This window comes from Plantibacter auratus (assembly GCF_050587365.1).
GTDB lineage: Bacteria > Actinomycetota > Actinomycetes > Actinomycetales > Microbacteriaceae > Plantibacter > Plantibacter auratus.
Genome location: NZ_JBOBFV010000002.1, coordinates 840,329 through 859,276, shown reverse-complemented (window position 1 = coordinate 859,276; position 18,948 = coordinate 840,329). Strand labels below are relative to the sequence as shown.

Annotated in this window: 14 protein-coding genes; 7 read left to right on the top strand and 7 right to left on the bottom strand. The window is 69.3% G+C overall.

Features of this window, described 5'->3' with window-relative positions; translation table 11 throughout:
- Positions 1-20 precede the first annotated feature (20 nt).
- Positions 21-716 carry an ABC transporter ATP-binding protein gene (locus ACQ3HE_RS11265; RefSeq protein ID WP_430892825.1) on the top strand — a complete coding sequence of 232 codons (696 nt, stop codon included), beginning with the start codon at positions 21-23 and terminating at the stop codon, positions 714-716.
- A gap of 91 nt (positions 717-807) precedes the next feature.
- Here ACQ3HE_RS11265 and ACQ3HE_RS11260 read toward each other — a convergent pair whose 3' ends face one another.
- Together ACQ3HE_RS11260 and ACQ3HE_RS11255 are read right to left on the bottom strand one after the other, a co-directional pair.
- A complete protein-coding gene (locus ACQ3HE_RS11260) occupies positions 808-1,677 on the bottom strand; it encodes an aldo/keto reductase (RefSeq protein WP_430892824.1) in 870 nt (289 codons plus the stop codon).
- Between the two features lie 174 nt (positions 1,678-1,851).
- Complete coding sequence (locus tag ACQ3HE_RS11255; RefSeq protein WP_071262156.1) at positions 1,852-2,742, bottom strand: LysR family transcriptional regulator; 891 nt, start codon at positions 2,740-2,742, stop codon at positions 1,852-1,854.
- 89 nt (positions 2,743-2,831) lie between these two features.
- On the opposite strand from ACQ3HE_RS11255, the gene ACQ3HE_RS11250 reads away from it, so the two are divergent.
- The 3 genes from ACQ3HE_RS11250 to ACQ3HE_RS11240 all read left to right on the top strand — a co-directional run bounded on the left by ACQ3HE_RS11250 (position 2,832) and on the right by ACQ3HE_RS11240 (position 7,408).
- Positions 2,832-6,305, top strand: coding sequence for a bifunctional proline dehydrogenase/L-glutamate gamma-semialdehyde dehydrogenase (locus ACQ3HE_RS11250; RefSeq protein ID WP_430892823.1), 3,474 nt, complete (start codon positions 2,832-2,834; stop codon positions 6,303-6,305).
- 254 nt (positions 6,306-6,559) lie between these two features.
- A complete protein-coding gene (locus ACQ3HE_RS11245; protein ID WP_430892822.1) occupies positions 6,560-7,135 on the top strand; it encodes a hypothetical protein in 576 nt (191 codons plus the stop codon).
- Between the two features lie 9 nt (positions 7,136-7,144).
- Positions 7,145-7,408, top strand: a complete 264-nt coding sequence (locus tag ACQ3HE_RS11240; protein WP_430892821.1) for a hypothetical protein — start codon at positions 7,145-7,147, stop codon at positions 7,406-7,408.
- 206 nt (positions 7,409-7,614) lie between these two features.
- On the opposite strand, the gene ACQ3HE_RS11235 is transcribed toward ACQ3HE_RS11240, so the two are convergent.
- The gene (locus ACQ3HE_RS11235) at positions 7,615-8,619 is read right to left on the bottom strand and encodes an aldo/keto reductase (RefSeq protein ID WP_430893085.1); all 1,005 of its coding nucleotides are present in this window, start codon (positions 8,617-8,619) and stop codon (positions 7,615-7,617) included.
- Between the two features lie 97 nt (positions 8,620-8,716).
- Between ACQ3HE_RS11235 and ACQ3HE_RS11230 the strand changes: the two genes are divergently transcribed.
- Both ACQ3HE_RS11230 and ACQ3HE_RS11225 read left to right on the top strand, forming a co-directional pair.
- Positions 8,717-9,184: an NUDIX hydrolase gene (locus ACQ3HE_RS11230; RefSeq protein WP_430892820.1), complete on the top strand. Its 468-nt coding sequence runs from the start codon at positions 8,717-8,719 to the stop codon at positions 9,182-9,184.
- 10 nt (positions 9,185-9,194) lie between these two features.
- Positions 9,195-10,295, top strand: a complete 1,101-nt coding sequence (locus ACQ3HE_RS11225; protein WP_430892819.1) for a serine/threonine-protein kinase — start codon at positions 9,195-9,197, stop codon at positions 10,293-10,295.
- Here the strand turns inward: ACQ3HE_RS11225 and ACQ3HE_RS11220 are convergent.
- A complete protein-coding gene (locus tag ACQ3HE_RS11220) occupies positions 10,292-11,440 on the bottom strand; it encodes an acyltransferase family protein (RefSeq protein WP_430892818.1) in 1,149 nt (382 codons plus the stop codon). The genes ACQ3HE_RS11225 and ACQ3HE_RS11220 overlap by 4 nt on opposite strands.
- Positions 11,441-11,529: 89 nt before the next feature.
- Between ACQ3HE_RS11220 and ACQ3HE_RS11215 the strand changes: the two genes are divergently transcribed.
- Positions 11,530-13,278 (top strand): NosD domain-containing protein, encoded by a 1,749-nt coding sequence (locus tag ACQ3HE_RS11215; protein ID WP_430892817.1) that lies wholly within the window; start codon positions 11,530-11,532, stop codon positions 13,276-13,278.
- A 57-nt stretch (positions 13,279-13,335) separates the two neighbouring features.
- Here the strand turns inward: ACQ3HE_RS11215 and ACQ3HE_RS11210 are convergent, their stop codons facing one another.
- The 3 genes from ACQ3HE_RS11210 to ACQ3HE_RS11200 all read right to left on the bottom strand — a co-directional run bounded on the left by ACQ3HE_RS11210 (position 13,336) and on the right by ACQ3HE_RS11200 (position 18,919).
- Complete coding sequence (locus ACQ3HE_RS11210) at positions 13,336-15,420, bottom strand: ABC transporter ATP-binding protein (RefSeq protein ID WP_201299345.1); 2,085 nt, start codon at positions 15,418-15,420, stop codon at positions 13,336-13,338.
- Between the two features lie 2 nt (positions 15,421-15,422).
- Entirely contained in the window at positions 15,423-17,159 is a 1,737-nt protein-coding gene (locus tag ACQ3HE_RS11205) for an ABC transporter ATP-binding protein (protein WP_430892816.1), read from the bottom strand.
- Between the two features lie 194 nt (positions 17,160-17,353).
- Positions 17,354-18,919 (bottom strand): molybdopterin-dependent oxidoreductase, encoded by a 1,566-nt coding sequence (locus ACQ3HE_RS11200; RefSeq protein WP_430892815.1) that lies wholly within the window; start codon positions 18,917-18,919, stop codon positions 17,354-17,356.
- Positions 18,920-18,948: the final 29 nt, after the last annotated feature.

The window sequence follows — 18,948 nt, the reverse complement described above, 5'->3', positions numbered from 1 at the left end:
CCACAGTGACACCACTGCTCATGATCGACCAGCTGAACAAGCAGTACGGTTCACGCCGCGTCCTCGACCGCGTGGACTTGGAGGTCCACCGTGGCGAATCGGTCGCCATCGTGGGGCCGTCAGGTTCCGGCAAGTCGACGTTGTTGAACATCGCAGGGCTCCTCGACGAGTGCAGCGGCGGCGAAGTGCGGTTCCGCGGCGCACCCCTTCCACGGATCAACAGCCGCGCGGCGTCGCATCTGCGCCGCGACCACATCAACTACCTCTTCCAGTCGTTCGCGCTGATCGGTGCTTCGACGGCCTTCGAGAACGTCCTGATCGGTCTTCATGCTGTGAGACTCGGCCGACGAGCGAAGGAGCAGCAGATCATGGAGATACTCAGCCGGCTCGGTCTCCGGCAGGTCGCGCATGACCGGGTCATGACGCTGTCCGGGGGAGAGCGTCAGCGCGTCGCGCTCGCTCGTTGCCTCGTGAAGCCGGGAGAGCTCATCCTCGCGGACGAGCCGACGGGAGCCCTCGATGACGCTCTGGCGGATGTCGCAGTCGCTGAAATGCTCTCGCTACAGCAGGACTACGGCAAGACACTGCTGGTGGTCACTCACGATCGGCGGGTCGCCGACCGATGCGACCGGGTCTTCGACCTCGGCCTGTCTGCAGAACGCGATGCAGCCCCGTCGCTCTCGGCCTCGTCGACTGACCCGGTGGCCAGGTCCTGAGCTGCGCCGCACTTCGACAAGCTCAGTGACCGGGTGGCCGCTCAGTGACCAACGGTGCGGTCCCTGAGCCTGTCGAAGGGTGGTGGGAGTACTACTCCGAGACGGCGGACAGCTCCTCGAACTCGTCGTCGGTGAGCTCGATCGTCGCACCCTGCAGGTTGTCCTCGAGGTGCTCGATGCTCGACGTCCCCGGGATTGGGAGCATGGCGGGCGAGCGCTTGAGCAGCCAGGCCAGCGCGAGCTGCGACGGGGTCGCGTCGTGTCGCTCGGCGAGCTGCGTGAGCGGGCCGTCCTCCTTGCTGAGGGCGCCGGTCGCCAGCGGGAACCACGGGATGAAGGCGACGCCGTGCTCGGTCGACCAGTCGAGGAGGTCCTCCGAGGAGCGGTCGGTCAGGTTGTAGAGGTTCTGCACCGACGCGATCGGAGCGATCTGCTGGGCCGCCTCGACCTCGGCGACGCTGACCTGGCTGAGGCCGATGTGTCGGATCTTGCCCTCGTCCTGCAGCTTGCGCAGTTCGCCGATCTGGTCCTCGAACGGCACGGTCGGGTCGATCCGGTGCAACTGCAGGAGGTCGATGCGGTCGACGGCGAGACGGCGGAGGCCGAGCTCGACCTGCTGGCGGAGGTAGGCGGGCACGCCGGTGGGCGTCCACTCGCCGGGACCCTGTCGCGTCTGGCCGACCTTCGTCGCGATCACGATGTCGTCGTAGGGGTGCAGCGCCTCGCGGAGGAGGGTGTCGGTGACGTCCGGACCGTAGGCGTCGGCGCTGTCGAAGAAGTTCACGCCGAGCTCGGCGGCGCGCTTGATCAGGCGGATGGCGCCGTCGCGGTCGTCGGGCTCGCCCCAGACGCCCTCGCCGGTCAGCTGCATCGTGCCGTAGCCCAGTCGGTTGACGGTGAGGTCGCCGCCGAGCGAGAAGGTGCCGGCGGCGGTTGCTGGACGGGTGGTGGTGTCGGTCATGCGGGTGCTCCTTCGGAGGAATGCGGAAGTTCAACCCAAGCATCGGCGGCTGGGAGGCGCACCCCCCTTGCATTCGGTCCCTGAGCCTGTCGAAGGGACCGGCCGGTGTTACTCAGGGACCGGCGGGTGTTCCTCAGGGACCGCCCTTCGACAGGCTCAGGGACCGGGGATGGGTCAGGCCGCCGCGGCCTCGAGGGCGGCGCGGAAGGCGACGATCGCCGGGCGGGTGACGCCGGCCTCGCGCGCGGAGGTGAAGATGGTGCGTCGCGGGAGGTCGGGCAGGTCGACGAGGCGACAGCTGGCCGGCTCGCCCGCCCACTGGAGGTCGGGGATGAGGGCGACCGCGTTGCCGGACTCGATCAACCGGATCTGCGCCTGGAGGTCGGCGGTCTGGTAGCGGACGTCGGGCTCGAACCCCGCGCGGCGGCACAACTGCTCGGCGAAGTGGCGTGACGCCGCTCCGTGCGGCTCCATGACCCACGGGAGGTCGGCCGCATCCTCGATGCGCAGCACGGGGTGGATCTCGTTCGCGACCGGCGGGCACGCGAGTCGGATCGGGTCGGTGGCGAGCTGACGGCGGTCGAGTCCGGGGTGCCGCGGGGCGGCGTGGGCGGGGTACTGCTCCGCGACGACGACGTCGAAGTCGCGCGCCCAGGTCTCGGCCAGTGCCGTCTCCGGTTCGTGTTGCACCATCTCGACGCGGACGTCCGGGTGGTCGCGGCGCATGGCGCTCAGGGCCGCCGGCATGAGTGCGAGTGCCGCCGACTGGAACACCGCGACGCGGATGGTGCCCGACACGGTCGTGAGGGACGCCCCGAGGTCGGCCTCGGCGCGCTCGAGCGTGTCGAGGAGTGCGTCCGTGTGCCCCACGAGGATCTCGGCCTGCGGGGTGAGCTGCACCCGTCGACCGACCTTCCGCAGGAGCTCGACGCCGGTCTCCTGCTCGAGGACGGAGAGCTGCTGCGACACCGAGGAGGGGCTGAAGTTGAGGGCGGAAGCGACCTCGGCGATCGTCCCGCGGATCTTGAGTTCGCGCAGGAGGCGGAGCCGTCGGACGTCCAGCACGATGCCCTCCAAAACCATCGGCTCAACCGATGAATATTGTTCGAAAACCTTCGCTGTATCTTATTGGTCTCGACGCCGATACTGGCACCATGACCGACACTCTTGCATCGACGCAGCAGCTCGACCGCGACGCCCTCGCCACCGAGGCCATCGCCCTCGTCCGCCGCTGGCTCCAGACGGCCTCGACGATCCCCGCCGACGCCTCCGCGCAGCAGCTCGCCGGTGTGTTGAAGGATCCGACCGGCCTCGAGTTCACGGTCGGCTTCGTCGACGGCGTCGTGCGTCCGGAGGACCTCCGCGTCGCGGCCCGCACCCTGCAGACGATCGCCCCGAAGGTGCCCGCGTTCCTCCCCTGGTACTTGAAGGCCGCCGTCCGCTGCGGCGGTGCGTTCGCCCCGATCCTGCCCGGCGTCGTCATCCCGATCTCCCGTAAGGTGCTCCGCAACATGGTCGGCCACCTCGTCGTCGACGCCACCGACAAGAAGCTCGGCCCCGCGATCGCGAAGATCAAGACGCCCGGCACCCGACTCAACGTCAACCTGCTCGGCGAGGCCGTCCTCGGTACGGGTGAGGCGGCACGTCGTCTCGAGGGCACCCACAAGCTGCTCGCGCGCCCCGACGTCGACTACGTCTCCATCAAGGTCTCCTCGACTGTGAGCCCCCACTCGGTCTGGGCGTTCGACGAAGCCGTCGAGCACGTCGTCACGAGCCTCACCCCGCTGTTCGAGCGTGCCGCCAAAGCCACACCTGCGAAGTTCATCAACCTCGACATGGAGGAGTACAAGGATCTCGACCTCACCATCGCGGTCTTCACCAAGCTCCTCGACCTCCCGCAGTTCCGCGATCTCGAGGCCGGCATCGTCCTGCAGGCCTACCTGCCCGACGCCCTGTCCGCGATGATCCGCCTGCAGGAGTGGTCGGCCGGTCGCCGTGCCGCCGGTGGTGCCGGCATCAAGGTGCGCATCGTCAAGGGTGCGAACCTCCCCATGGAGCAGGTCGAGTCGTCGCTCCACGACTGGCCGCTCGCCACCTGGTCCACCAAGCAGGACTCCGACACCAACTACAAGCGCGTCGTCGAATACGCCCTGCACCCCGACCGCATCGACAACGTGCGCATCGGCGTCGCGGGCCACAACCTCTTCGACATCGCCTTCGCCTGGCTGCTCGCCAAGCAGCGTGGTGTCGAGCGCGGCGTCGAGTTCGAGATGCTGCTCGGCATGGCTCAGGGCCAGGCCGAGGCCGTGAAGCGCGACGTCGGCGAGCTCCTGCTCTATACGCCGGTCGTGCACCCGCAGGAGTTCGACGTCGCCATCGCTTACCTCATCCGCCGCCTGGAGGAGGGCGCGAGCCAGGACAACTTCATGTCCGCCGTGTTCGAGTTGAGCGAGAACGAGACCCTCTTCGCCCGTGAGGAGCAGCGGTTCCTCGCGTCGCTCGCGGAGCTGGACACCACCGTCCCCGCGCCGAACCGGCAGCAGGACCGCACGAAGCCCGCCGAGGCGTCCCCGGTCGACGCGTTCGAGAACACCCCCGACACCGACCCCTCGCTCCCCGCGAACCGGGTCTGGGGACGCGACATCCTCACCCGCGTCACCGAGTCGCGGCTCGGGAACGACACCGTCGCCGCGTCCATCCTCGACAGCGTCGAAGCCCTCGACGCCGTCATCGACGGAGCGACCGCAGCGGGCGCCTCGTGGGGCTCGCTCTCCGGCGCCGAGCGTGCGGTCATCCTGCACCGCGCCGGCGACGTCCTCGAGCAGCGTCGTGCCGACCTCATGGAGGTCATGGCGTCGGAGACCGGCAAGACCCTCGACCAGTCCGACCCCGAGGTGTCCGAGGCGATCGACTTCGCCCACTACTACGCCGAGCGCGCCCGCGAGCTCGACCACGTGGACGGCGCGACCTTCACCCCCGCGAAGCTCACCGTCGTCACCCCGCCGTGGAACTTCCCCGTCGCCATCCCCGCCGGCTCGACCCTCGCGGCGCTCGCCGCCGGGTCGCCCGTCATCATCAAGCCCGCCCGTCAGGCTCGCCGCAGCGGCGCGGTCATGATCGAGGCGCTGTGGGAGGCCGGTGTGCCGCGCGAGGTGCTCCGCTTCGCGCAGCTGGCCGACAACTCGCTCGGAGAGCGCCTGGTCGCCCACCCGGCGGTGGAGCGCGTCATCCTCACCGGTGGCTACGAGACGGCGGAGCTGTTCCGCTCCTTCCGTCCCGAGCTGCCGCTCCTCGCCGAGACGTCCGGCAAGAACGCGATCATCGTCACCCCGAGCGCCGACCTCGACCTCGCGGTGAAGGACGTCGTCGCGTCGGCCTTCGGTCACGCCGGCCAGAAGTGCTCGGCCGCGTCGCTCGTGATCCTCGTCGGTTCCGTCGCGTCCTCGCGCCGCTTCCGTCACCAGCTCGTCGACGCCGTCACGTCGCTCAAGGTCGGCTACCCGGTCGACCCGACCACGCAGATGGGTCCGATCATCGAGCCGGCGAAGGGCAAGCTGCTCAGCGGCCTGACGACCCTCGGCTCCGGTGAGTCGTGGCTGGTCGAGCCGAAGCAGCTCGACGACAGCGGCAAGCTGTGGAGCCCCGGCGTGCGTGCCGGCGTCGCCCGCGGCTCCGAGTACCACCTCACCGAGTACTTCGGTCCGATCCTCGGGATCATGACGGCCGAGACCCTCGAGGAGGCCATCGCCATCCAGAACGAGATCGACTACGGACTCACCGCCGGGCTGCACTCCCTGAACCCGGCCGAGCTGCGCCTCTGGCTCGACGGCATCCAGGCCGGCAACCTGTACGTGAACCGCGGCATCACTGGCGCGATCGTGCAGCGTCAGCCGTTCGGCGGTTGGAAGAAGTCCGCGGTCGGCGCGGGGACGAAGGCCGGTGGCCCGAACTACCTCATCGGCCTTGGCTCGTGGTCGAGTGCCGAGAGCACGGCTGAGCGCACCGTCGGTCGGTCGGCGGAGCGCCGTGGCCCGAAGCCCGCTGTCGCCTCATTGCTGCGTGCCGCCGACGCGGTGCTCACCGCCGACGAGTTCGCGTTCCTGCGCCGGTCGGTTGCGAGCGACGCAACCGTGTGGGCGGACGAGTTCGGGGTCGCGAAGGACGTCTCGAAGCTGACCGCCGAGCGCAACGTGTTCCGGTACGTGCCGCGTGAGGTCCACGTGCGTCTCGTGGACGGCGGTTCGGTCGCGGAGCTCCTCCGCGTCGTCGCCGCCGGTGCGACCGCGGGCGCGACCGTGCACGTGTCGTCCGCCGTCGCGCTGCCGCCGAAGCTCGTCCCGGCCGTCGAGGCCATCGCCGGTGGGATCACCGTCGAGAGCGAGGACCGCTGGTACGTCACCGCCGCCTCGCTCGTCGGGACGAAGGCCGGCGCGCGTGTCCGGATCATCGGTGGGACGACCGAGGGTGTCGCCCACGCGACCTCCGGCAGCCCCGACGTCGCGATCTACGCCGGCGACGTCACCGAGGCCGGCCGCATCGAGCTGCTGCCGTTCCTCCAGGAGCAGGCGGTCTCGATCACGGCGCACCGCTTCGGCACACCGAACCACCTCTCGGACGACCTCATCTGACCCGACTCCGCTCGGTTCGCAACTCAGGAACGCCCCGGCGTGTCATCCCGACACACCGGGGCGTTTTGCATGCCGCGCCGCGAAGCCGAGCGTTGGTCAAGCGCAAGAACGGCGACACATGCGGGTCTTCACATTGAAGTATTTACTCGGGTAAACGACTGAAATATATTGTGTGAATCCGCCGAGGTCGTTCGATCTTGGATAAGGCGGCGCCGCGGGTGTCCTCTGTGCTCATTGACGAAAGGAAGCATCGAATGAAAGTCCGCGCCTACCTGGCCACGTTGGCGATAGCTGCTCTGCTTTCCGGTGGGTCCGCTGTGCTCACTCCGAGCGACGCGAGTGCCGCGCCACTGATCTCCGAGGCGACGTCCGATGGGGGGTTTGCGATTCGTGGCACTGATGATGCTGTCCGCTCGATCATCCCCGACGAGAAGAACACCTCCTCCGTCAGCGGGATGAGCGCCAAGGTTTCGATGGAGCCTACGGATCGCATCGTCCTGAGCGCCGATGCGCGCCTCCTCGTACTCCACGACCAGGATGGTGGGGTCTTGCTGAGTTCAGCGAACCCGACCCTGGAGCGGGGAGCGGAGACAGTGCCGGCCAAGTTCGTCCTCGAGGACGGACACCTCATCGTCACCCCGATCGAGCACACCCCGAATCTCGCACGCGCAGCGTGCGCCTCATCGTTCTGGGGCAACCTGATCTTCAACATCGGGATGGCAGGGGTCTGCGCGATGCTCGGTATCGCAACAGCTGGTCCGGGCGGAGTCGCTTGCACGATGGCAGTCATCGGCGCAAACTTGGGCATCGACTGGGATCGACCTTGCTAGGCGGCTGTGATGTCTCATTCCAGGAAACTGCGTTCGACCAGGATTGACTGGAAGAACATGCGACAGTTCGGCTGGTTCCTCGGCCTGCTTTGGGGGCTGACGGTTCTTGGCACCTTCGTCGGCTTGCTGGTGCAAGCGCTGCTTGGTACTCGTACTTGGTCAGACGTCCCAAGTGACATGGTTCCAGTGTTGCTCGGGACCTCGCTCGGCTACGGGCTGCTCTGGCTGGGGAGCAATATCGCAACCAGACGCCGCAAGCATCCGCCGGAGTAGGGCTTCGTCTGCTCGGCTGCGCGACGCAGGAACGCCCCGGCGTGTCATTCCGACACACCGGGGCGTTCTGCGCGACGCGCCGACATCCTCCTGAGTTGTGAACCTGTCTCAGGAGAACTCCGGCGGGTCGGGTGGGTGCGGGGGCGACGCGCCGGAGCTCTCCTGAGTGAGGGACTAGGTGAAGGGGTCAGGGAGGGGTTGTGGCGTCAGCGGAGGGTGCCGTGGACGGCGAACTCGTCGATGCGCGCGAGTTCGGCGTCGTCGAAGTCCAGGCGGTGGATCGCCGCGTAGTTGCCCTCGAGCTGCTCGACCGAGCTGGCACCGATGATCGCCGACGTGACCGTGTCGCGGCGCAGCACCCACGAGAGCGCCAGCTGCGCGAGCGTCTGGCCGCGTTCCTCGGCGATCGTCTGCAGACCGCGGGCGCGCTGGAGATAGGTGTCCGTGATCGATTCCTCGTTGAGGAAGTGGCTCGTCGCCGCACGCGAGTCCGACGGAACCGTCCCACCGAGGTAGCGGTCGGTCAGCATGCCCTGCGCGAGGGGGCTGAAGACGACGGCACCGAGACCGAGGTCGTCGAGGGTGTCGAGCAGACCGTCCTCGACCTCGCGGGAGAACATCGAGTAGCGGGGCTGGTGCACGAGCAGCGGGACACCGTGCTCACGAAGCGCGGCCGCCGCGGCGATGGTCTGCTCGGGGGAGTAGTTCGAGATGCCGGCGTACAGCGCCTTGCCCTGCTTGACCGCCGTCGCGAGCGCACCCATCGTCTCCTCGATCGGGGTCTCCGGGTCGGGCCGGTGCGAGTAGAAGACGTCGACGTACTCGACGCCGATACGGCCGAGGCTCTGGTCGAGCGAGGACAGCATGGTCTTGCGCGAGCCCCACTCGCCGTAGGGCCCCTGCCACATGGAGTAGCCGGCCTTCGAGGTGATGATGATCTCGTCACGGTGGGCCGCGAGGTCCTCGGCGAAGATGCGACCGAAGGCGGTCTCGGCGGAACCCGCGGGCGGGCCGTAGTTGTTGGCGAGGTCGAAGTGGGTGATCCCGAGGTCGAAGGCGCGGCGCACGATGGCCCGCTGGACCTCGATGCTGCGGCCTTCGCCGAAGTTGTGCCAGAGACCGAGGGACAGTGCGGGGAGGCGCAGTCCGCTGCGGCCCACGCGGCGGTAGGTCATGTCGTCGTAACGGGTTTCGGCTGCTTCGTAGGGCATGGTCTGCGCTTTCATCATCGAATCGTCGTGGTGCCGGGAGCAAGCGTACCGTGATCGTTCACGGCCGAGTCGGTGCGGCGTCGAGTAGCGTGAGCACGTGTCGTCAACCGCGCTTCTGCCCGCTGAAGAGCCCGTGTCGCACCCGCGCTCCGGGTGCGGCGTCGCGATCGTCCGCGAGGGTCGGATCCTCCTACTCGAGCGCCTCCGCGAGCCCGAGGCCGGATCCTGGGGCATCCCCGGCGGGAAGGTCGATTGGATGGAACGCCTCGAAGACGCCGTCCGTCGCGAGGCACTGGAGGAGACCGGGCTCGAGCTCGGCTCGATCGAGCTGTTGTGCGTCGTCGACCATTTCGAGGAGGCGCTGCAGCAGCACTGGATCTCGCCGGTGTACCTCGCGGAGGACACCGTCGGTGAGCCTGAACTCCGAGAGCCGGAGAAGCATGGCGGCCTCCGGTGGTTCCCGCTCGAGGTGTTGCCGGAACGGGTGACCGTCTCCACGGTGGCGGCGGTCGAAGCGATCGCGCGGTCTCGCGGATCCAGACGCCCGGACGGCGCCGACTCGTAGACTCGGGCACGTGACCGATCACCCGTCGTCCGACGCCCGCAACGACTTCGTCACCTTCGACGCGCTCCGGGCGGAGGCCGTCGAGCAGCCGATCCGACGTGGAGCGGGCGCATGGGGCTTCTTCGGCACGGTCGCGATCGTGATCGGTGCCCTGTTGATCCCGGTCGCCCTCGTCAGCACCTGGGCGGACACGATGCTCCGCGACACCGACGCGTTCGTCGACACCCTCGCCCCGCTGGCCACGGACCCCGCCGTCCAAGCCTTCGTGGGGGACCAGGCGCTCGCCGCGCTGGAGAGTCAGGTCGACCTCGATGCGGCGGCTGCAGTACCGGCCGACCTCGCGGCGACCCTCTCGCTCCCGCCGGCGATCTCGGAGGTGCTCGGCGCGATCGGTGGCGACACCGCGGATGCGCTGCGCGAGGTCCTGCGTCGGAACGTCGCCGAGTTCGCGGCCTCGCCCGCGTTCGCGACCGCCTGGACCGAAGCCCTCCGCGTCACGCATGAGCAGCTCGTCGCGCGCGTCTCCGGTTCCCAGGGAGCGGTCATCGACGTCTCGGCCGAGCAGGGCCTGGGCGTGCAGTTGGGTCCGATCGTCTCCGCGACCCGCACGTGGCTGGTCGACGCGGGGTTCGGATTCGCGGCCGCCATCCCGGACGTCGACCGCGTGGTCGACGTCGTCCCGGCGGCGCAGGTCGCGCCGGTACTCAGTGGAATCCAGGTGATCGAGACGGCGGCGGGTTGGTCGCCCTGGCTCGCGATCGGGCTCCTCGCACTCGGGGTGATCCTGCTCTGGCTGGGGCGCCGCAACCCGAGCCGGACCGTGGCCGGAGCCGCGATCAGCGTCCTGCTCGCTGCGGGCCTGACGCTCATCCTGCTCGGCGCTGCCCGGCTCGCCCTCGTGTTCGCGGTGTCGGTCGCGATCCCCGGCGGCGTCGGAGACGCGGCGGCGTCGCTGCTGCTGGGCCCGCCCACTGATGCCGCCTGGTCCGTGCTCTGGGTGTCGCTCGCCGTGGCGGTGCTCGCCTTCGTCAGCGCCGCGTTGCGGCTCCCCGAGCGCATCGCGCAGGGCGTTCGGTCGGCGCGGGGTCCGCTGTCGGGCACGAACGCCTAAGAGCCGGTCGCCGATCCGTCGGCGTGGACGGCCCGGCTCGTGCGCGGTGCTGCGAGTCTCCGATGCCACGGCACCTCCACGAGCGTGTGGAGCAGCCACGATGCGGCGAGGATCGAGCCGAACCAGGTCAGGATGATCGGAGCACGGAGGAGGAGCGGCATGCCGTCGACGGCGCTCGGCGTGATCGCCTTCGCCAGCAGGATGAGCACGAAGACGTGCACGAGGTACGTGGAGAACGAGAGCTGCCCCAGGAAGCGCGCGGGGCGGCTGCGCAGCCCCGCGGTGGAGCGCGGACTCGCGACCGCCAGGCCTCCGACGACGATCCCCGCGAAGGTGATCGCCGCCCAGGCGCGCGGTGCTCCGGGTTCGAGTGCGATCGCCGCCACCACCAGGCCGGCGGCACCTCCTGCAGCGACCCACGCCGCTCGCCGGGTGACCGGCAGGGCTGCCGTCCACTCCGCCAGACAGATGCCGAGCGCGAAACAGCACAGCACACGGAGGGCCGGGGTCGCCATACCGTTCATGGCCGACGGGGCGAGGGCGGCGGCGATCGTCGTAGCGCTGACGAGCACGATCGACAGGGTGACCACCGGGACCGGGCCGCGCACCCGGCCGCGGAAGGCGAGGGCGATCGCCGGGAACAGGATGAACGCGAGGAACTGGGCCGACAGTGACCATGCGGGCGGGTTCCACCACAGTGCGTCGCCGAACCACGCGCGGGTGAGCGTGAGTTCGGCGAGGAGGCCGATGGGCGGGAACGCCCCGTCGTCCGTTGGGACACCGACCATCGCCCCGCCGACGCAGAGCAGTGCGAAGGCGAGGAGCACGGCCACGTGTGCCGGGTAGAGGCGCGCCACGCGGTTCCGGAGGAAGCGACCGTAGGCGGGCCAGGTCCAGCGTCGATCCAGGTAGGCCCGGGCGATCGTGTACCCGCTCAGGACGAAGAAGACGTCCACGGCGAGTCCGGTGTGGGCCATCGGGGCGAGCCACGAGAGCTCGGGGAGGATGGAGAACAGCCAGTCCGCGGAGTGCGAGAACACCACCCACCAGGCGGCGATGGCGCGGGCTCCGGCGAAGGCGGTGTGGTCGACGCGGGGTGCCGGTCGGCGGCCCGGCCCGGTCGCGCGGTTCTCCGGTGACGGCATGGTGCTCCTGAGTGATCGGACGGCGGTGATCACGCCGGACTTCAACTCTAGGATGCTTCTGCACCTCATGCTTCTGTACGGTGTGGATTGTGGACAAGACATCATGGCGCGACGGAACAGCTCGGGGGCGGGGGACCGGAGCGGAACCCGAACCGATCCCGGAACCTGAACCGACGGCCCTCGATCCCGATCCCGATCCCGATCCCGACCACGAGGCCCCGTCATCACCACCGACCGGGAGTGCGGACACCCAGGCCGCCCCGCCCATCGGACTCGTGCTCGAAGGTCCCGGGATCGATCCGACCGGCGCCTCCGTCAGCACCACCGCGGTCCTCGCCTGGTTCGCGGCCGTCCCGGCCGGCAGCACAGTGATCGTCCGCGGCGGCGACGTCATCGCCGTGGACGCGACGATCCGGATCGACCGTCGCGTCCATCTCCGCGGGCGCGGCGAGCTGCGGTTCGTCGGAGGTGTCGAGGCGGCCCCGGCGCTGAAGCTCATCGTGTCGGGCAGCTCGGTGACCGGTGTCCGGGTCAGCTACGCGGGCCCGCCGGCGTCGAGCACGGGTGAGCGCAACACCGGGATCAGCATCTGGGCGAGCGACGTCCTGATCGACGGCGTCACCGTCGACGGGTTCCAGAACGGCATCGCCGTGCAACCGTCAGGCGAGTTCGAGGGCGTCGTCATCTCCGCGTGCCATGTCCTGAACGTCGTCGGCTCGGGCGGAGGGCGAGGCTCCGCCTCGTCCGCGGGCGAGGACCGCGGCGACGGCATCACCGTCTGGGGTGCGCGTTCGGCGGTCATCGGCAACATCGTCTCGGCTGCCCCCGGCACCGACGCACGGGTCGGCATCCATGCCGAGAACCTGCCCGACTACGCGGTCGATCCCGGGTCCTGGGCCGACTCGATGGTCACGATCGAGGGCAACGTCGTCACCGGGCCGTTCCGCCGATCCATCGCCGTGGAAGGCATGGCCCACACCGTCGTGACCGGCAACACCGTGTCCGACGCGACCTGGTGGGGACTCGCCGTCATCGACACCCGATCGGTCGCCCTGGTCGCGAACACGGTGCGCTGGACGCGGACGGCCGACGACGACCAGGGGTCGGCCTGGGGGCCGAAGCGCTGCCCGGTCATGATCTACCGCGACGCGCAGGGAACCGTGGTCTCCGGGAACGTCATCGAGATCCGCGGCGTCGCGGCCGCGGGCATCATGGCCCAGGCGGCGACACCGCCCCGCGGTTCGACCACCGTCATCGGCGCCGTCGACGCGCTCATCACCGACAACGTGGTCCGCATCGCCGCCGGTACCTGCCCGATCGGGATCGCGCTCGATCGGACCAGGCAACCCGTCGTCTCCGGCAACCGCGTCGCCGTCACGCTCGCATCCGGCTCGGTGGGCGGTGTCGTGTCGTACCTCGCCGAGGATGCGGTGGTCTCCGACAACTCCATCACCGGGGCGGCGACCTCCAACGGGTTCGGGGTGCTCCACCAGGGTGCCGGCTCGATCGTGGTCATGGGCAACCGCATCGACCGCATCCGCGTCGCGGTCGCCGTGAGCAACTGCACCGGTGGCGCGACGATCATCGGCAACACCGCGCGCGAGTGCGAGTACGGCCTCGACACCTTCGGCACGACCGGGCATTCGGTGGTGCAGGGCAACCGTTGGGAGTCGAACAACACGGCGCACGCGAACGCGCAGCCGAACACGAGCTACCTCTCCACGCGGCACATGGGGCTCGCGCGTCCGTACGGCGGTCGCTCCGGCGACATCCTCGTGGGGAACGGACGACTGTGGGTGAACGATCAGGGCACCTGGCGGTCGACCACCCTCAGCTGAACCGACCGGCGGGCGCCCGGGAATCGAGCGCCCGCCGGTCGTGGCGTCGGTGTCGGATCAGCTGCGCGGTGCGTGCGCCGTGTCGGAACCGCTGGCTACGGCTGCCTCGTCGATCGCCGACTGCTCCTCGCCACCGCGGAACTGCGTGCGGTAGAGCTCGGCGTACGCGCCGTCGACCTCGAGGAGCTGCGCGTGCGAGCCCTGCTCCACGATCCGGCCGTTCTCCATCACGAGGATCGTGTCCGCGTCGCGGATGGTCGACAAGCGGTGGGCGATGACGAACGAGGTGCGGTCGGACCGCAGCGCCGCCATCGCGTGCTGCACCAGCAGCTCGGTCCGCGTGTCGACTGAGGACGTCGCCTCGTCGAGGATGAGGAGCTTCGGCTTCGCGATGAACGCGCGGGCGATGGTGATGAGCTGGCGCTCACCGGCCGAGACGCTGCCGCCGTCCGCGTCGAGGACGGTGTCGTACCCGTCGGGCAGCTGCCGCACGAAGCGGTCGACCATCGTCGCCTCAGCGGCCTCGACGACCTCCGCGTCGCTCGCGTCGAGTCGGCCGTACCGGATGTTCTCGCGGATGGTGCCCTCGAAGAGCCACGCGTCCTGGAGCACCATCCCGACCTGCGATCGCAGCTCGGCACGCGTCAGCGCCGTGACGTCGACCCCGTCGAGGAGGATGCGTCCGCCGGTGAGCTCGTAGAACCGCATGACGAGGTTCACGAGGGTCGTCTTCCCGGCCCCGGTCGGGCCGACGATCGCGACGGTCTGACCCGGCTGCGCGGAGAAGGAGAGGTCCTCGATGAGTGGCTTCTCGGGGTCGTAGCTGAAGGAGACGCCGTCGAACTCGACGTGGCCGTCGGTGTGCTCGGGCAGGTGCGCCGTCGCCGTCTCCGGGTCCTGCTCCTCGGCGTCGAGCAGCTCGAAGGTGCGCTCGGCGGACGCGACACCCGACTGCAACTGGTTGGCCATGCCCGCGATCTGGCCGAGCGGCTGCGAGAACTCGCGGGAGTACTGGATGAACGCCGTCGCGTCGCCGAGGGTCATCTGCCCGGAGGCGACCCGGAGGCCGCCCACGACGGCGATGAGCACGTAGGACAGATAGGAGACGAAGGTCATCGCCGGCATGATCATGCCGGACACGAACTGCGCGCCGAACGCCGCCGTGTAGAGCTTCTCGTTCCGCTCGTCGAACTCGGCGAGCATCTCCTTGTCGCGACCGAAGACCCGCACCAGCTCGAGGCCCGAGAACGACTCCTCGATGTGCCCGTTGAGCGAGCCGGTGTTCTTCCACTGCGCGGTGAAGAGCTTCTGCGAGCGGGAGCCGATGACCCCGGCGATCAGCGCGGACAGCGGCAACGCGATCAGCGCGATGAGTGCGAGCTGCCACGACACGATGAACATCATCGCCGTGATGCCGAGCACCGTGAGGGCGGACTGCACGAGTTGTGAGAACGCCTGCTGGAGGGCGGTCTGGATGTTGTCGACGTCGTTCGTGACCCGGGACATGAGGTCGCCGCGCTGGCGGGTGTCGAAGTAGCTGAGCGGGAGGCGGTTGAGCTTCCGTTCGATGTCCTGGCGCAGGTTGTAGACCACGCGCATGACGAGTCCGTTGAGGATGTAGCCCTGCGCCCAGTTGAGGATCGACGCGACGATGTACATGGCGAGCACGATGATGATGAGGCGGCCGAGCAGGGTGAAGTCGATGCCCTGGCCGGGCGTGATGTCGGACTTCACGAGCATGTCGGCGTACTGGTCGTTGCCGGAGGCCCGTGCTTCGTCGACGATCCGGTCGAGCGGGACGCCCGCCGGGAGTTGCGAGCCGATGACGCCGTTGAAGATCGCGTCCATCGCGAGCCCGAGGATCTTCGGGGCGATGACCGTGAGGACGACGGAGAGCACGACGAGCCCGACGACGAGGCTCATCTTCACCTTCTCGGGTGCGAGCAGACCGACGAGCCGCTTGGCGGACGGCCAGAACTGCTCGGCCTTCTTCGAGGGCGTGCCGCCGAACATGTCGCCGTCGGACTCTCCCGGGGTGAACTCCGGCTCGAGGACGTCTGCCTCGATCGCGTTCAGCTCGGGAGCCTGGGCGGTGTCCTTCGAGGTGCGCGAGGGACGCTTGTCACGTGGTGAACGGGCCATGGTCACGCCACCCCTTCCACAGCGAGCTGCGATTGGACGATCTCGCGATACGTCTCGTTAGATTCCAGGAGTTCGTCGTGGGTGCCGCGGCCGACGATGCCGCCGTCGTTCATGACGATGATGTGGTCGGCCTCGCGGATCGTCGCGATGCGCTGCGCGACGATGATGACGGTCGCGTCGGCGGTGCTGTCGCCGAGGGCTGCCCGGAGTCGGGCGTCGGTGGCGACGTCGAGGGCCGAGAACGAGTCGTCGAAGAGGTAGACCAGGGGCTTCGCGACGAGGGCCCTGGCGATGCACAGGCGCTGACGCTGGCCGCCAGACACGTTCGTGCCGCCCTGGGCGACGCCGTCGTTCAGCATCTTCGGCTTCGCGCGGACGAAGTCCTCGGCCTGCGCGACGTCGAGGGCGCTCCACAGCTCGTCGTCGGTGGCGTCGGGACGTCCGAACCGGAGGTTCGAGGCGATCGTGCCGGAGAACAGGTACGGCTTCTGCGGCACGATCCCGACGACCCCGGCGATCTGCTGCCGGGTGAGCTGCGAGACGGGGACGCCGTCGATGGTGACGTGGCCCTGCTGCGGGTCGTAGAGGCGCGGGATGAGCGAGAGGAGCGTCGTCTTGCCGGAGCCGGTCGAGCCGACGATCGCGGTGGTCTTGCCGGGCTCCGCCGTGAACGTCACGTCCGACAGGACCGGTCGCTCCGCGCCGGGGTAGCCGAAGGTGACGCCGGTGAACTCGACGCGACCGACGGACGGCACGCGGATGTCGGTGCTGGTCGGCACCGTGAGGCTCGGCTCGGTGTCGAGGACGCTCTGGATGCGTTCGGCGCACACGACCGCGCGAGGGATCATCATGACCATGAAGACGCCCATCATCACCGAGGTGAGGATCTGGAGCAGGTACTGGAGGAACGCGGTGAGGGAACCGACCTGCATCTGTCCGGCGTCCACCCGCTGACCGCCGAACCAGAGGACGGCGGCGGTCGCGAGGTGCAGGACCATCATGATGACGGGGAACATGAGGACGAAGATGTTGCCGACCTTGATCGAGACGCGCGTGAGCGCCTCGTTCGCACGGTTGTAGCGCTCCGACTCGAACGGCTCGCGGACGAAGGCGCGTACGACGCGGATGCCGATGATCTGCTCGCGCAGCACGCTGTTGATGCCGTCGATGCGGTCCTGCATCTGCCGGAACAGCGGCATGAGCAGGTAGACCAGGAACCCGACGATGATGAAGAGCACCGGCACGGACACCCACACCAGCCAGGACAGCCCCGCGTCCTCACGGAGGGCCATGATGATGCCGCCGACGCACATGATCGGTGCGGACACCATGAAGTTGAGGGTCATGAGGATCAGCATCTGGACCTGCTGGACGTCGTTCGTGCCGCGCGTGATGAGCGTCGCGCTGCCGAAGCCGCCGATCTCGAGGGCGCCGAGCGAGTCGACCTTCCGGTAGAACTCCCGGCGCAGGTCGCGGCCGATGGCCATGGCGGTGCGGGCGCCGAAGTAGACCCCGCCGATGGCTGCGGCCACCTGGACGAGGCAGACGAGCAGCATCGTCATGCCGGTGGACCAGATGAAGTCCGTGTCGCCGCGGGAGACACCCTGGTCGATGATCTGGGCGTTCAGGCTGGGGAGGTAGAGGGCCGCGATCGTCGAGACGAGCTGCAGCACGAACACCGCGACCACCCAGGCCGCGTACGGCTTGGCGTGTCGGAAGGCGAGGGCAAGGAGGGCCACGTGAGGTCCTTAGACGGTTCGTGTCCGGCGCGGGGCATCGCGCGGACGGGTGACGAGGTGGAGCGGGCCTGGCGCGAGACCAGTGCTCCGGTCGGCGGCGCAGCCGGACAGGAGCGTGAGGGACGTGCCCGAGTGACGATACTCCGCACCGGTGACACGGTGGTGTCCCGGTTCGGAATCGTGATGATCCCGGGTCAGTCGACGCCGACGGAGATGGTGTGCCAGCCCTCCGCGCCGTCGGGGACGACGTCGACGGGGGTCTCGCTCTGCGTCTTGCCCGCGGCGTCGGTCGCGCGAACGGCGATGGTGTGGTCGCCGGCCGGGGCGTCCCACTGGAGGACCCACTGCACCCAGGTGTCGTCGGAGATGGCGGTCGCGAGCGTCGTGTCGAGCCAGTCGCCGTCGTCGATCCGGACCTGGACCCGGTTCACGCCCGTGTGCTGCGCCCAGGCGACGCCGGCGATCGCGACGTTCCCCGCCGCGACACGTCCACCATTGCGCGGTACGTCGATGCGCGACTCCGTCTTGATGGGCCCGCGCTCCGACCAGCCGCGGTCGGTCCAGTAGGCCCGCGCGTCCGCGTAGCGGGTCACCTCCAGCTCGACGACCCACTTCGTGGCGGAGACGTACCCGTACAGGCCCGGGACGACCATGCGCACCGGGAAGCCGTGCTGCAGCGGGAGCGGTTGCCCGTTCATCCCGACGGCGAGGAGGCTGTCGCGATCCTCGTCCTGCAACACCTCGAGCGGAGTGCCGGCGGTGAACCCGTCGATGCTCCGCGACAGGACCATGTCGGCTCCCGCCTTGGGCTTCGCGCGGGCGAGCAACTCGCGGATCGGATACCCGAGCCAGAGCGCGTTGCCGATGAGGTCGCCGCCGACGGGGTTCGAGACGCAGGTCAGCGTGATGATCGACTCCTGGAGCGGGAGGGCGAGGAGTTCCTCGAACCCGATCTCGACCTCTTGCTCGACCATGCCGGTGATCTTGAGGCTCCAGGTCGAGGGGTCGATGTTCGGCACCTGGAGGGCCGTGTCGATCCGGTAGAAGGAGTCGTTCGCCGACACGACCGGGGTGAGTCCGTCGACACCGAGTTCGGCTCCGGCGGGGACCGGCGGTGCGGCGACGGCGGCCGTCGGGAGCTTGAGCGCCTTCCGGATGGTCTCCACGGCGACCGCTCCGGCCGAGGCGACGCGCGCGCCGACGCCGACGACGAGTGCGCCGACCGCGGTGCCGCCGAGCAGGACGAGGAAGGAGCGCCGGGGGAGTTCGGCCCGGGAGGCGCCGACGACCGGCCGGGCTTCATCCGCGACCGTCGCGTCGTCCCAGGTGCGGAGCCGGGTGACGAGCAGTCGCAGGACGAGGATGCCGACCGCTGTACCGACGACGCTCGGGAACGCCCAGTCGAGGCCCGCGTCCGCGCGGGTGATCGCTGCGACGACCGCGACGACACCGACGAGCGCGAGCGCGATGCTGCCGACCACCGGGCGACGCTCCTCGAGGATCCCGATCCCGACGGCGAGGGCCGCGACCAGGACGCCGAGCACGATGAGCAGCACGAGCTTGTCGTTGGTGCCGAACAGGGCGATGACGAGGTCCTTCACCCAGCCGGGCACGAGGTCGATCACGAGGGAACCCACGGCGAGCAGTGGCGAGCTCGCGGGGGCGACGAAGGCTGCGACGGCCTCGGCCGAGCCGAGGGTGGCGACGGCTGCGACGACGCCGGACGCACCGGCGAGCAGGGTGCGGCGGCGGGGCTCCATGTCCGTCATGCTACGCGCGCCCGCTGGGC

Bases quoted from the DNA above. Each gene is read 5' to 3' on its own strand.
- ACQ3HE_RS11235 (WP_430893085.1), bottom strand. From the start codon at position 8,619: ATGCCCTACGAAGCAGCCGAAACCCGTTACGACGACATGACCTACCGC.
- ACQ3HE_RS11265 (WP_430892825.1), top strand. From the start codon at position 21: ATGATCGACCAGCTGAACAAGCAGTACGGTTCACGCCGCGTCCTCGAC.
- ACQ3HE_RS11260 (WP_430892824.1), bottom strand. From the start codon at position 1,677: ATGACCGACACCACCACCCGTCCAGCAACCGCCGCCGGCACCTTCTCG.
- ACQ3HE_RS11210 (WP_201299345.1), bottom strand. From the start codon at position 15,420: ATGGCCCGTTCACCACGTGACAAGCGTCCCTCGCGCACCTCGAAGGAC.
- ACQ3HE_RS11245 (WP_430892822.1), top strand. From the start codon at position 6,560: ATGAAAGTCCGCGCCTACCTGGCCACGTTGGCGATAGCTGCTCTGCTT.
- ACQ3HE_RS11220 (WP_430892818.1), bottom strand. From the start codon at position 11,440: ATGCCGTCACCGGAGAACCGCGCGACCGGGCCGGGCCGCCGACCGGCA.
- ACQ3HE_RS11240 (WP_430892821.1), top strand. From the start codon at position 7,145: ATGTCTCATTCCAGGAAACTGCGTTCGACCAGGATTGACTGGAAGAAC.
- ACQ3HE_RS11250 (WP_430892823.1), top strand. From the start codon at position 2,832: ATGACCGACACTCTTGCATCGACGCAGCAGCTCGACCGCGACGCCCTC.
- ACQ3HE_RS11200 (WP_430892815.1), bottom strand. From the start codon at position 18,919: ATGGAGCCCCGCCGCCGCACCCTGCTCGCCGGTGCGTCCGGCGTCGTC.